Origin of the sequence: Acetobacter malorum (genome assembly GCF_001580615.1) — a bacterium.
In the GTDB taxonomy this organism is placed as follows: Bacteria; Pseudomonadota; Alphaproteobacteria; order Acetobacterales; family Acetobacteraceae; genus Acetobacter; species Acetobacter malorum.
In genome coordinates, this window is sequence record NZ_LHZC01000036.1 from 46,199 (window position 1) to 58,471 (window position 12,273).

The 12,273-nt window shown below is 52.9% G+C and carries 11 protein-coding genes; 8 read left to right on the forward strand and 3 right to left on the reverse strand.

Annotation, left to right across the window (positions count from 1 at the left end):
* Nucleotides 1-145 precede the first annotated feature (145 nt).
* Nucleotides 146-1,084: a zinc-dependent alcohol dehydrogenase family protein gene (locus tag AD930_RS02860; protein WP_244150472.1), complete on the forward strand. Its 939-nt coding sequence runs from the start codon at nt 146-148 to the stop codon at nt 1,082-1,084.
* A gap of 18 nt (nt 1,085-1,102) precedes the next feature.
* Here the strand turns inward: AD930_RS02860 and AD930_RS02865 are convergent, their stop codons facing one another.
* On the reverse strand, nt 1,103-2,092 hold the full coding sequence (locus AD930_RS02865) for a GlxA family transcriptional regulator (RefSeq protein WP_061505037.1): 990 nt from the start codon (nt 2,090-2,092) through the stop codon (nt 1,103-1,105).
* A 101-nt stretch (nt 2,093-2,193) separates the two neighbouring features.
* Here AD930_RS02865 and AD930_RS02870 point away from each other — a divergent pair, with 101 nt between their 5' ends.
* Together AD930_RS02870 and AD930_RS02875 are read left to right on the forward strand one after the other, a co-directional pair.
* Nucleotides 2,194-2,748 (forward strand): cysteine hydrolase family protein, encoded by a 555-nt coding sequence (locus tag AD930_RS02870; protein WP_061505038.1) that lies wholly within the window; start codon nt 2,194-2,196, stop codon nt 2,746-2,748.
* Nucleotides 2,749-2,808: 60 nt separating this feature from the next.
* Nucleotides 2,809-3,702: an alpha/beta fold hydrolase gene (locus AD930_RS02875; RefSeq protein ID WP_061505050.1), complete on the forward strand. Its 894-nt coding sequence runs from the start codon at nt 2,809-2,811 to the stop codon at nt 3,700-3,702.
* Nucleotides 3,703-3,916: 214 nt separating this feature from the next.
* Here the strand turns inward: AD930_RS02875 and soxR are convergent, their stop codons facing one another.
* Nucleotides 3,917-4,363, reverse strand: coding sequence for a redox-sensitive transcriptional activator SoxR (gene soxR / locus AD930_RS02880; protein ID WP_061505039.1), 447 nt, complete (start codon nt 4,361-4,363; stop codon nt 3,917-3,919).
* Nucleotides 4,364-4,458: 95 nt separating this feature from the next.
* Between soxR and AD930_RS02885 the strand changes: the two genes are divergently transcribed.
* The 5 genes from AD930_RS02885 (at nt 4,459) to AD930_RS02905 (ending at nt 11,252) form a co-directional block, all read left to right on the forward strand.
* Nucleotides 4,459-5,904, forward strand: coding sequence for an MFS transporter (locus AD930_RS02885; protein ID WP_061505040.1), 1,446 nt, complete (start codon nt 4,459-4,461; stop codon nt 5,902-5,904).
* Between the two features lie 413 nt (nt 5,905-6,317).
* Nucleotides 6,318-7,595 carry a hypothetical protein gene (locus AD930_RS02890; RefSeq protein ID WP_061505041.1) on the forward strand — a complete coding sequence of 426 codons (1,278 nt, stop codon included), beginning with the start codon at nt 6,318-6,320 and terminating at the stop codon, nt 7,593-7,595.
* 187 nt (nt 7,596-7,782) lie between these two features.
* Nucleotides 7,783-8,568, forward strand: coding sequence for a hypothetical protein (locus AD930_RS02895; protein ID WP_061505042.1), 786 nt, complete (start codon nt 7,783-7,785; stop codon nt 8,566-8,568).
* Nucleotides 8,569-8,950: 382 nt separating this feature from the next.
* Complete coding sequence (locus tag AD930_RS02900; protein ID WP_061505043.1) at nt 8,951-9,955, forward strand: nucleoid-associated protein; 1,005 nt, start codon at nt 8,951-8,953, stop codon at nt 9,953-9,955.
* Nucleotides 9,948-11,252 carry a hypothetical protein gene (locus tag AD930_RS02905; RefSeq protein WP_061505044.1) on the forward strand — a complete coding sequence of 435 codons (1,305 nt, stop codon included), beginning with the start codon at nt 9,948-9,950 and terminating at the stop codon, nt 11,250-11,252. The genes AD930_RS02900 and AD930_RS02905 overlap by 8 nt, the downstream gene beginning before the upstream one ends.
* Nucleotides 11,253-11,639: 387 nt before the next feature.
* Here the strand turns inward: AD930_RS02905 and AD930_RS02910 are convergent, their stop codons facing one another.
* The gene (locus tag AD930_RS02910) at nt 11,640-12,242 is read right to left on the reverse strand and encodes a DNA resolvase (protein ID WP_244150475.1); all 603 of its coding nucleotides are present in this window, start codon (nt 12,240-12,242) and stop codon (nt 11,640-11,642) included.
* Nucleotides 12,243-12,273: the final 31 nt, after the last annotated feature.

Here is a 12,273-nt window from a genome sequence, read left to right on the forward strand (position 1 = left end):
ACGAGTGCAGCGAAAACGGCGGTGTGTTGCGTCTGTTCAGATTCAGATATGGCACCCGATAAATCGAATGGGCTTTGGCATCATGAAATCTTATCTATTTCCGATATTGGCAAATATCGACAATCTGATTCTCCAAGAAAGGCAGATGCCTACACCTGCGTATGGGCAGGTTCTGGTCAGGATGCGTGCGGCCTCGCTGAATTATCGGGACCTGACCGTCGCCAGAGGACGGTTGCCCCGTGCCAAAACAGTCGATCTCGTGCCGCTTTCCGATGGTGCCGGAGAAGTCGTGGCCATTGGCGATGGTGTGACGCGACATGTGGTGAGAGATCGTGTCGCGGGCCTGTTCTTTCAAAACTGGGCCGGCGGTGCGCTATCAGAACGGATGGCGGCCTCGGCGCTTGGTGGTCCGGTTGATGGGGTCCTGACGGAATATCGCCTGTTTGATGAGGATGGCCTGATCGAGATTCCAGATCACCTGACTTTTCAGGAAGCGGCAACGCTGCCCTGTGCGGCCCTCACGGCCTGGCATGCGCTGTTTGGTGGCTCGCGCACGCTTCTCCCCGGCCAGCGCGTCCTTCTGCTTGGCTCGGGAGGCGTCTCACTCTTTGCGCTCCAGTTTGCCGTTCTGGCGGGCGCGCATGTGATCGCAACGTCCTCTGACGACGACAAACTCGTGCGGATGCGTGACATGGGAGCACAGGAGATGCTCAATTATCGCGATCACCCGGACTGGGGGCGGGTCATTGGGGAGCAAGGTGGTGTCGATCATGTCGTCGAGGTCGGGGGTGCCGGCACATTGCCCAATTCGATGCAGGCCTGTCGGTTCGGGGGAGCCATTCACCTGATCGGTGTGCTGACAGGCGGCCAGATTGATCCCGCCAATATCATGCGGCGGAATCTGTTGCTCGAAGGGGTCAATGTTGGATCCCGTGAGATGTTTGCAGCGATGAACGCAGCTCTCGCGACACATCGTCTGCACCCGCTGATTGATCGCGTTTTTCCCTTTGATGAGGCGAGAGATGCGTATCACTATTTTGCGGGGACGCGTGGCATGGGCAAGGTCGTGATCAACATATCATAAGTAAAAATTGGGTTGTTTTTATTCCCGACTGCTGCCTGCCGGGCTAAAACGCCTCCGATAGTCTGCGGGTGTCTGTCCCATAAGCCGCGTGAAGATCTTTCGGAAAGCTCCACTGCCCTGGTAGCCAGCCTCCCATGCAATCTGTTCCAGCGGCAAAGCGGTGGTTTCCAGCAGATCGCGACTTTTCTCCACGCGCAGGCGCTGCAGATAGTCCAGTGGCGTATGGGAGGTCACTTTATGGAACCGCCGCAGGAAGGTCCGCTCTTCCAGTCCTGACACGGATGTCATGTCCGCGACCGTAGCGTTTCGGGCAGCTTCCGTGCGCAGCCAGTGCTGGACCTTCAGAATGGTCCGGTCTCCATGAGTCAGGTCTGGTACGAAATGCCGGTAATGGCGCTGGTCGTGCCGGGGCGGATCAATCAGCAGATAACGGGCCGTTTCCAGCATTGCGGCGGGGCCGAGTAGTCTGTCAATCAGTCGCAGGCCCAGATCCGGCCACGACATGATGCCGCCAACTGTCAGAATGTCACCATCATCCACCAGCAGGCGATCCGGATCGATTCTGATGGCCGGAAAGGCCTGCTGCAGTCTTGCGGCGGCACTCCAGTGCGTGGTGGCCGGTCTTCCGTCCAGAAGGCCCGTGGCAGCAAGGAGGAATGTTCCTGCACAGACGGCTGCCAGAATGCTACCGCCTTCATGACACGTGCGAAGCCAGGTCAAAAGTTCCGGAACGGTTTCCGGGTTGGGTGGTCCGGTCAGGCTGGGTGGAATGATCACGACGGACGGTGCGTCGGGCAGAGAAGTGCTATCTCCCTCTCTGCCGGAACTGGCGCCTGTGAACCGATCCGGATCCATGGATAAAACCCGTAATACGGGAGCAGCCCTTTCCTGACGTTTGCGACTCACTTCGTCCGCGACAGCGAACAGATCAGTCAGCCCGTAAAGGGCGGCCTTCTGGGCGGCAGGATAGGCGACAAGAACAATGTCCAGTGGGGGCTGACGGTTCATTTGTCAGATATGACCCTGTTTTTGTCATTTCTGCCAGTGGGGACGTAATCAGAACGGCGTTAGCGTCGAGTGAGATGCTTCATGCGCACAGGAGAAAGACCATGCCGGATCAGGCGCTGATTATTGTTGACCTGCAGAACGATTATTTTCCCGGCGGACGGTGGCCACTGGTGGGGATTGAAGAGGCAGCCACTAACGCAGGACACGTGCTTGCGCGTTTTCGAGACACCGGAACGCCGGTCGTCCATATCCGGCATGAGTTTGAAACCAGCGATGCGCCGTTCTTTGTTCCGGAATCTGTTGGCGCGCAGATTAATGAGTGCGTCCTGCCGGAGAACGGAGAGCCGGTCGTGCTCAAACACCATCCCAATGCGTTCAGGGATACGGAACTGAAAACGCTTCTGGACGGGCAGGGCATCAGAAAACTGACGGTCCTTGGTGCTATGAGCCATGTCTGCATCGATGCGACCGTCCGTGCCGCAGTCGATTTCGGATACGACGTGACCGTGGTGCATGACGCGATCGCCACGCGTGATCTGGAGTTTAATGGAACAGACGTGCCGGCAAAGCAGGTGCATGCTGCTTATATGGCGGCGTTGGCATTCGCCTATGCAAAAGTTGTGGCGACAGGCGAGGTAATCCACAGCCCGGAATAAGGTGTTATTCCTGTAGCATTCTGTTGCTCTGTTTGGTCATAGAAAGAGGCTGGTGTGATGATGGCTCTCATCAGGGAGTTCCCGGAATTACTGCCCGGATTCCAGTGGCGCGACATTGAGGTGGGTGGAATCCGCATTCGTACCGCAATAGGCGGAAAAGGCCCACCTCTGCTCCTGCTGCACGGTCATCCACAGATGCATCTGACGTGGCACAAGGTCGCACCAGCATTGGCGGAGCGCTTCACGGTCGTGGCTACGGATCTGCGGGGATACGGCGACAGTGAGAAACCTGACGGAGGCCCTGAGCACATCAACTATTCCAAACGGGCTATGGCTGCCGATCAGATAGGCGTCATGAAGGCGCTTGGTTTTGAGCGGTTTCGGGTTATTGGGCACGACCGGGGAGGTCGTGTGGCACATCGTCTGGCGCTCGATGCACCGCAGGCAGTCGAGAAGCTGGTCGTAATCGATATTGCGCCTACCGCCACGATGTATGCCCGGACCAATATGGAGTTTGCGCGGCGTTATTTCTGGTGGTTTTTCCTGATCCAGCCCGATCCATTACCGGAGAAGCTGATCAGTGCTGATCCGGATTTCTTTCTGGAAAATCACATAGCGGGACAGATCAAGATACCGGGATCGGTTGATCCTCGCGTGATGGCCGAATACCGTCGCTGCTATGCTGATCCGGCAATGAGACATGCCGCATGTGAAGATTACCGTGCAGCGGCAGGCATTGATCTTGTCCATGACGCGGAGGATGACGACAGGCGCATTGAAGCGCCCGTGCTCGCGTTGTGGGGCGCACGTGGGACCGTGGGCGCACTCTATGATGTCGTGGAAACATGGAGAGAAAAAGCCAGGCATGTTCAAGGGCATGCGCTTGACTGTGGCCACAGTCCGCAGGAAGAGGCACCAGATGAATTCTTGCTTAATCTTGATGAATTTTTGTGATTTGTTTTTAGATAAAAGAAATTCAGGTATGTAATTTTAGTTTATCGGCCTTATGGGGGCATTGAGAAGGACCGTGAGGCAATTGAGCGCTTTGGTCATGGGCTAAAGTCTATTCCATTTGTTTGCCCGACTATGATGATGACGGCCGGAAGCTGGGAGAAAGCGGTCGGCCTAGCGCACGTGCGTAACGGAGTCCGGTCTCTGGCGGTCTTTCTTATATGATCTGAGGGCTTTTCCCTTTAATATCTCCCGGATTACGTAATGGGCAGTCTGTAAGCGACAGGCAGCCGCAGCCAATGCAGAGATCAAGCTGATCCCGCAGTTTGGTAAGATTTTCAATCCGGTCCTGCAGTGCTTGGCGCCAGGTGCCTGACATCCGGCGCCAGTCACGCATCGTAGGTGGCCGTCCATCCGGCAGGGTTTTCAGGGCTTCCCTTATTTCAGAGAGAGATAACCCTGCCCGCTGGGCAATCCGTATGACAGCAACACGGCGTAGGATCGAACGGGGATATCGGCGCTGGTTCCCCGCATTACGATATCCGCTGACAAGTCCTTTTGTTTCGTAAAAATGGAGCGTTGAGACGGTAACACCAGACCGTCGTGCCACGTCCCCTACGGATAGCTCCTTAGGAAGTCCAGATTTTGTCGTTCGTTTTTCCATTGACCTCAACCTTACATGAGGTTTTATGAAAGATACCGGCATGTCTCGGCAAGCCCCGCAAGCGAATTGGCGCCGCGGCATTCCGGAGTTTCATCATGGACGGTACAATAGTCAGCCCAGTTGCACAGAGCAATGACTGGAAACTTCTGTTTTCGGGGCAGAATGGGATCAAGACGGTGGTCCTTGCCGGGGGTGTCGCCCTTCATGCCATCAATCTCTACATGATCCTGGCGGTCCTTCCGTCCGCTGTCAGGGATATTGGCGGCATGCTCTATTATGCTTGGAACGAGACCCTGTTTATCACAGCCTCCATCGTCGGGTCCTCGCTTTCCATTGCCTTGCTTGCTTCCCTGGGGCCGCGCCGGGCCTATGGCACTGCCGCACTGATTTTTGCAGCAGGTGCCCTTCTCTGTGCGCTGGCACCGTCAATGGTCGTCATGCTCGGCGGCAGGATCTTTCAGGGCATCGGGGCGGGAATGCTGGTCTCGCTTGCCTATGGGGTTATCCGTCTCATTTTCCCGAAACAACTCTGGACCCGTGCCATGGGCATGCTGTCGTCCATGTGGGGTATAGCCACACTGATTGGACCCGCAATCGGCGGACTGTTCGCTCAGGCGGGCGCATGGCGGCTGTCTTTCTGGTTCATGTGTCTCTGTGCAGGCCTCTTCGCCCTGCTGGCGTTACGGGTGCTGCCAGACAGGTTTGCTGATGACAGCAAGGGGCAGTCGTCCGTGGCGTGGCAGCAACTGATGCTTCTGGTCCTGTCGGTGCTGGTTCTGTCCATCGGCAGCGCCATGCCGCATCTCACCGAAAACGTGATGGGGCTCGCATTGGCAACCTGTCTGTTTATCCTGTTCATACGGTGTGAGCACCGCAATACCAGTCGGCTGCTCCCGATGGGTACGCTCCATCTTCGATCTCCGCTTCTGCCTCTCTATGGGCTGCTGGGTGGACTGGCCCTGACTGTGGAGGTAATTGAAATCTTTGCACCATTATTCCTGCAGACCTTGCATCATCAGGGGCCTCTGGTCGCAGGCTATCTGTCCGCACTGATGGCCGCGGGCTGGTCCGTTGGTTCTTTTGCCGGTGCGAGTGCATCCGGGCGAAACGCCCGTCGATTGCTGGCTACGGCTCCTGTTCTGGGGCTGGCTGCAATTGTGTTCCTGACATGGTGGGTGCCGCACGATGTCCGTGGTGGTGTTACCGACATCCTGCCGGTTGCCCTGGCCTTCATCCTCGTCGGAACCGGTGTAGGAATGGCATGGCCCCATCTGCTCAGCAGTATTCTTCGCGCAACACCCCAATCCGAACAGGGCGTGGCTTCAGCGTCCCTGACCACCGTGCAACTTTATACGACTGCCGTCGCAGCAGCCGTGGCCGGAACCATCGCGAATGCTGCCGGTCTGGCCAGTCCGGGTGGGACAACCGGAATACAGAATGCCGCCTTCTGGGTGTTCGCAGTGTTTTCGGTAATCCCGTTTTGTTCTGTTTTTCTTTCCCGTCTGGTCCTCGTAGGCCACTGGAATTACAGGGGAGTATGACATCCGGTATCAGTGAGGAATCTGACGTAGATCTGAAAACTTAAATTCTACATTTTATGAGGGCAGGGGCTATTTATTTCAGTAAGAGTTCATGCATGGGCAGAAAAAAGCGCATCAAAACAGTATATTAACATCGCTTTGTTCTCAACCTGCGATTTCTGCAATTTGAGAAGTAAGCCTGCCCCCGCAACCACTTGCAGTTTCTGAAACCCCGCTAAGTCAACGGCTTAGCAGGGTTTTGCTATGCGTAAACCGAGGGCATATTATGAAAAGCTGTTTAATTTCAGGTATTTAGGTGGGGGAGGTTCAAATCGGGGGTATCCTACCTCGCAACCACTTGCGATTATCCGCATTGACGTGAGACGCTGTTACAATCAGGCTCAGAAGCGAATGTAATTTTAGCTTCTGGATTGATGACCGACCTTATTCGAGACCTTATCCTTCGCTGGCGAGACGATCCGGCAGGCACCTATCAGAGCTGGTTTCTGTGGGATGAGCGCCTCAAGAACTTTCGCTCTATCCGCCGCGGTCTGCAGCAGGTCGTCGCCGAGATTGCCGAAGGCACATTCGGGGTCGCCTATCGTGGCTCCTCGCTGGAAACGGTTGTTCATTCGATTGCGGAGCAGCGTCAGATTTTCAAGGGTGCGGATCATGCGTTCCTGTGGAAGCCGAAGCTCCGCATTCCCGATATCTATGAAAATCCTGCCAACCAGAAAGCATTCGGGAGGCTTCTCGATACCTGTCTGTGCTGCAATACCGAAGAGCATGTGGTCTCGGCCATTCATGCAATCGATGCCCGGAAGATAAAAGGGCTGGGACCAGCCGTCGCCAATCTGCTGTATTTCCTGCATCCGACGATCATGCCGCCTTTCAATACGGCGATCGTGAACGGCTACAACGCCTTGACCGGATCAAAGGTGAAGCTGGGGCGATGGGAGGAATATCTTGCCATGCGGCAGAGTATCCTGAAGCTGAATGCGACCTACCGTTCGCTGCTGTCCAATGATCTGGGCGCCATTGGAGGACTGCTGTTTGACCTCGGAAGCGGACGCTATACAGCGCCGCCTCTTGAGGATGACGAAACAGCGCGAAAACTCTGGGAAGCCGATCTTCATCAGGTGAGGGAGCAAAGCGCAAAAGAGGCCCGGATCCTCGCCACGGAGCGGGAAACGGATCATACCCATACCGAGATTCAGGGCTGGCTTCGCGATCTGGGGCTTTCTCTGGGTTACGATGTCTGGATTGCGGCCAATGATCGCAGTCGTCCATGGCAGGAGGGTAAGCTGGGGGATGGCTGCCTGTCGGTATTGCCGGGGTTCACGACGGAAACGCAGGGAGCGGAGTCAGTGCGTCTGATCGATGTCCTATGGCTTGACCGGGACAGCCACCGGATTGTTGCAGCCTTCGAGGTCGAGCATTCAACGACCATCTATTCCGGCATCGTGCGAATGCTGGATCTTGCTCTCGGGTCAGAGGCGCAGGCTCTGGAGGGACTGTTTCTTGTCGCGCCGGACAAGCGGGAAGCCGATGTGCGGGAACAATTACGGCGGCCGGCCTTCAGTAGGATAGCCGATCTGAAAGTCCGGTATCTGCCTTATGGGGCGCTTGAGAAGGATCGCGAGGCAATCAAGCGTTTTGGTTACGGACTGAAGCCTATCCAGGCAATATCCCATCTGCTTACGCCAGTATGATGTTAATGATAGGAACGGTTGGGGAGAGAGTGTGTCCGGACTGGGTGTGGAAAGCAGGAATGTTATATTTATCTTAAGTAGTATTTACCATGGATATATCCGCTTTTGACCATCTCATTGTGTGGATATGCGCACCGCTACGCTGTCTTTTGTTCATAGAGTTCGAATGGGTCTAAGGGTTTACTAAATGACATCGATCAAAAACATTGAGTTAAAACCAGACGAGTTCGCGCTTTATTTCGCGGGAAATCAGGGCGTTGATTTGGACGCTCTCGCGAATTTCCTGAAGCTGGTCTCCAGTGTCGCTAGACGTCACGGAGGTGAGTTGGTGATCGTTGGGCTTCACGAAGGAAGCCTGGTGGTGAAGCTCAGGGCAATCGCTCGGTCGAAGATCGCGCAGAATGCTATCAAGGAATTCAGCGATAAGCCGATCGACGGTAGCGTGAAGGTCACTGGACTGATTGCTGCTATAGCGGGCGCAATAATTTGGCTCATGTCGCCTACGAAAGACGTTACGCCCATAGCAAAAGCTGGTGCCGAAATTATAGACAAGCACCAGATAACCGAGATTAGCGTGGTTACGAACGAAAAAATTACAGTTGTCATGAACGAGGCCATCGCAAAGAAAATTAAAAAAAAGCATGAGATTAGAGCCGTAGGGCGAGCTTCTGAGAAGAGGCAGATTACTAAGATTGTAAAAAGTCAATATAATTTACCTGAAATAGAAATAATGGTGAAAGATGCGCATCAAAGTAATCTTACTGGTGAGGTTGCTCTTGTCGGAGATGCGTTTCACTTCCAGCCAGATGGATATCATTATTGGGTGCCTATATACATGCGGCCTAGCTCATCAGTACAACTCCATCCTGGAGAGCGCTATCGAATAGGTGGTCAGATTAAAGCCTTGAATGGCCAGCCTGATCAAATAATTGCCGCATCGGCTGAACTTATTACTGGTGGATCAACTAAATAATCTGCGGAGATCAACATAAATATATAATCAGAGTATGTTTCGAAAGTATGAATTAAGCGCTTTGAAACAGTTTGGCGATGCTTCTCTCCGGCTTAGAGATTCAAACGGTTATACCGATCCTGGGTCTGCTGCTTCGAGGGGCAAACGGAATTTGCAATGCAGAGTAATATCAGGTGAGTAGAAGATTGGGTTCAGGGGCTCGACCGCAAAATAGCGGGTGTTCAATTGGATCACCTGTCGGTGATCTATGGCTGTGCTTACAACTTACCGAACCTGTGTTAAATTTTTTCACTTGGCATTAGAGAAAGGCAACATGGCTATGCCCACTATAGGCATTTAAGATATTTAATTGGAATTCTGGCATGGATAAAGAACCCTAATCGTGAATAATATTATAAACGCCGCAGTGCACGATCTTCAGCGGGGACCTCAAGGTTTCAAGATCGTTCAGGGGCAGGATAAGCTGATTGTAACACATACCGTCCAGCGGGTTATCAACGAACTTCATGACCTCTATGCTCGTAGAGCATCTAAGTCTTATGGAAAATTCTCGGATCAGCTAACATACTCGGAAACGAAGACCTACCTTGGGGATTATCTTGCAGTAGGACCGGACGGTTTCGCAGATCTTACTGCAAAGATGATGGTAACACTTCAGAACAGTGCAAGAACCCGAAATGCGGCTGCCGGTGGTCACGTCTTTTTTGCTCACTTTGAACGTGACAATCATCAATATCTTTTGGTTGCTATTATTACTGACAAACTCGGTGCTAATTTAACCGGGAATCTTGACGTCCAAGATGTAGTTCATTTGGACGTCGATGGATTTAGGTTCGCCGGACGTATTAACATGACCGCTTGGTTGGACCAACAAGAACGCTATATCGGTTTCTTGAAAGGTAAAGGAAGCGTATCAGAATACTTTAAGGAGTTTCTGGGCTGCGATACCGTCATCCAAGCTCGACAGGATACCAGCCAACTTGTTGAAACGTTGAAGGAATTTACACTCCAAAAGCAAATGTCGGCCGCCGATAGGGAAGAGTTTCTTACCAAGGCAAAGGGTATATGTGAGCGTTTGGCTAGCAGCCAGCGCGAGATAGATTTCGAAGAATTCGCCAACGAACTATTCCCGAGTGCACCTGCCGAATTAAGTGAAGTCTTAGGTAGTCCGGAGCGAAAATTAAACGACGGGTTCATTCCTGACCGTCGTGCCCTTGTGCCCCTCAAAAAATTCAAAGGTAAAACATCATCTTGGTCAGTCGAATTTGATCGCCAAGCGTTGACAGATGGCTCCATCATATTCGACGCCGATGCTAATACTCTCACATTCAAGGGTCTTCCCGTTGAACTGGCTATGGAGCTGAAGCGCGAAACAATCGATGAGTAATATCGCGTTTTCCCAACTTTTGGAGATATATAGGAACGTCCGGTTTAATAAGACTGGTGATGAAGGTGTGCTAACTATTGCCTCATCTGAAATTTTGAACACTCTTCGCCGCATCAATGACGATTCCCGAGTGGCTGACGACTCTGGAATTGGATTACCGTTTGACCCTGCTGCGTCCAAGGTCAACGATGTGGTCACGATCAATATAGGAGCCCCCAGGGTTGCGCTTGGTTATCTGAAAAGATCAGTCAGCGAATTGCTACTTGTCAAGCAGGCCTTAATCGAAGAGCCGAAGGCCTACTACATCATTGAAAATCGCTTCGACAAAAACGCTGCTGTGGTTCCGCCTGCAATTCAGGCTTACCGGAAGATTCTGGAGATATATAAATTATTCGCCGAGGCTGCGGCATACTCTGACCCACAAAAGCAAGAGCTAGTCTTTATTAACGAAGATAAATTTCTCCTGCCTATTCGTTACAATGAAGGCATCTTTGTTCGTTTTAAAATGGCCGAAGCCGATAGGCTCCTTGCCTTGTTTCACGATGAACTTCATAGAGACGAAAAATTAGGTCTTCTCGATAGTGCCGTCGTGAATTTGACGAAATCATTAGGCCCAAAAGCACGTTTTTCCTATCTGGTAGAAAATATTGACGATGTTACTGACGAAGTCGCAAAAGGCTATCGCCTGTACGTCTCTCAATTCTCCTACACGAAAATTAAAAGTGATGTAGAGGCGGCCAGAGTCGATTTTGTCACAAAAATACACAAGACAATAATCGATATACAAACTCAGCTTCTAGGCATACCTATTGCTACGTTTGTTGTAGCCTCTCAACTCAAGAGCACTGCATCCTGCGATCTAAGTTTTTGGAGCAACGTGGCCGTGCTTGCGGGGGCATGGATATTTGTTTTGCTTTTGCTAATCGCAATCATCAACCAATGGATGACGTTATCCTCGATCAAATGGGAAATTGAACGGCAACGTAAAAAGCTTGAAACCGATTTCGAATCAATCAGCAAAGACTTCCTAAGTATCTTTAATGAGTTGCGTCGCCGGATATGCTGGCATAGATGTGTTCTTTCTGTTATCGGCATTGTCGCCTTCGGAGGAGCTGTCCTTGCGTCAGTCGCCTACGCCAACCTAACTTCTGTTAGGACACGCGACTGTGTTCTGGGTAAACCCATAACAAAAATTCAGTCGGTTTCTTATCTCCAGTCAGTAGAACCAAAAACAAATTCTACAATTCCTCCATCTCCTATATCGACAATCAAGAAACCCTCTCAGACTCCGAAGTAATAGGTAGCGTTCTGGGGTATTTTCCGTAAAGTCTAGATTGCAGAGGGTTCCTATTGGTGGTCTAGCATCAAGATGACAGTCGGGATGGGGGGACGTTTCGCACCGAGCATGATCTGGCGCTGCCTTGATCATCAAAAAACAACGTATGCCAGCGAGCAAATACGGCCCGACGCCGCGGAACTGCGCGAGGCGTGGTTCGACAGTCAGCCTCATCTCAATCCGGCCAAGCTGGTCTTCATCGACGAACTGCCGTCTCGACAAAGAAGGCCCGTTTGCGGTGCAGTCACGTCGTGGCATGCGATGTCAGATATCTGTGCCCCAAGGACATCAGAAAACTGTCTCAAGTTCGGATCGGGGAGGGCGGCGTTGATGGCATACGTGAAGGAGTTATGCACATGCAGAAAAAAGAGCTGAAAAACAGCCACTTAAACCCGCTTTGTTCTCAACTTTCGATTGTCGCAAATTGAGAACCAATCCTGCCCCCGCAACCACTGATACCGACACTCCTGTGAGCATCGCTCCGGGAGTGTTTCTTTTTTCAGCCTTTCCAATGGCTTGCCGCTCGATCCAGGTCAGGATCGTGCCCAGTTCCCCATACAGCATCGCGTCGATCTCGCCCCGGTTCGGGCCGGGAGTGAGCACGACCTTCTCGATCAGCGCCCGCAGCGCCTCGGCGGCTTCAAGGCGTTCCTCGGGGCGGTGGAGGGCATCGGTCAGGCGACCGACCTTACGGGCATAGATCGCCGAAGCGCTCGGCAGCAGGTCCGGCACATCGTCGGGGATGTCGGACAGCAGGACTGCCAGTTCGGCCTTGCGGGCCTCGAGCGTGTCCATTTCTGCTTTCATGCTGGGATGGAACATCCCTTCCTTGATGGCCTCGATGATGCCTCTGATCTGTTTCTCGACCTTCACCTGTTCCACCTGCCAGACATCGGCGTTCGACCGGCGCTCGCGGTTAAGCCGGTTGGTCTCCTCGGCATAGGCGCGCATCGCCTCGGCCGTGGACGTGTCCCGGTTTAGT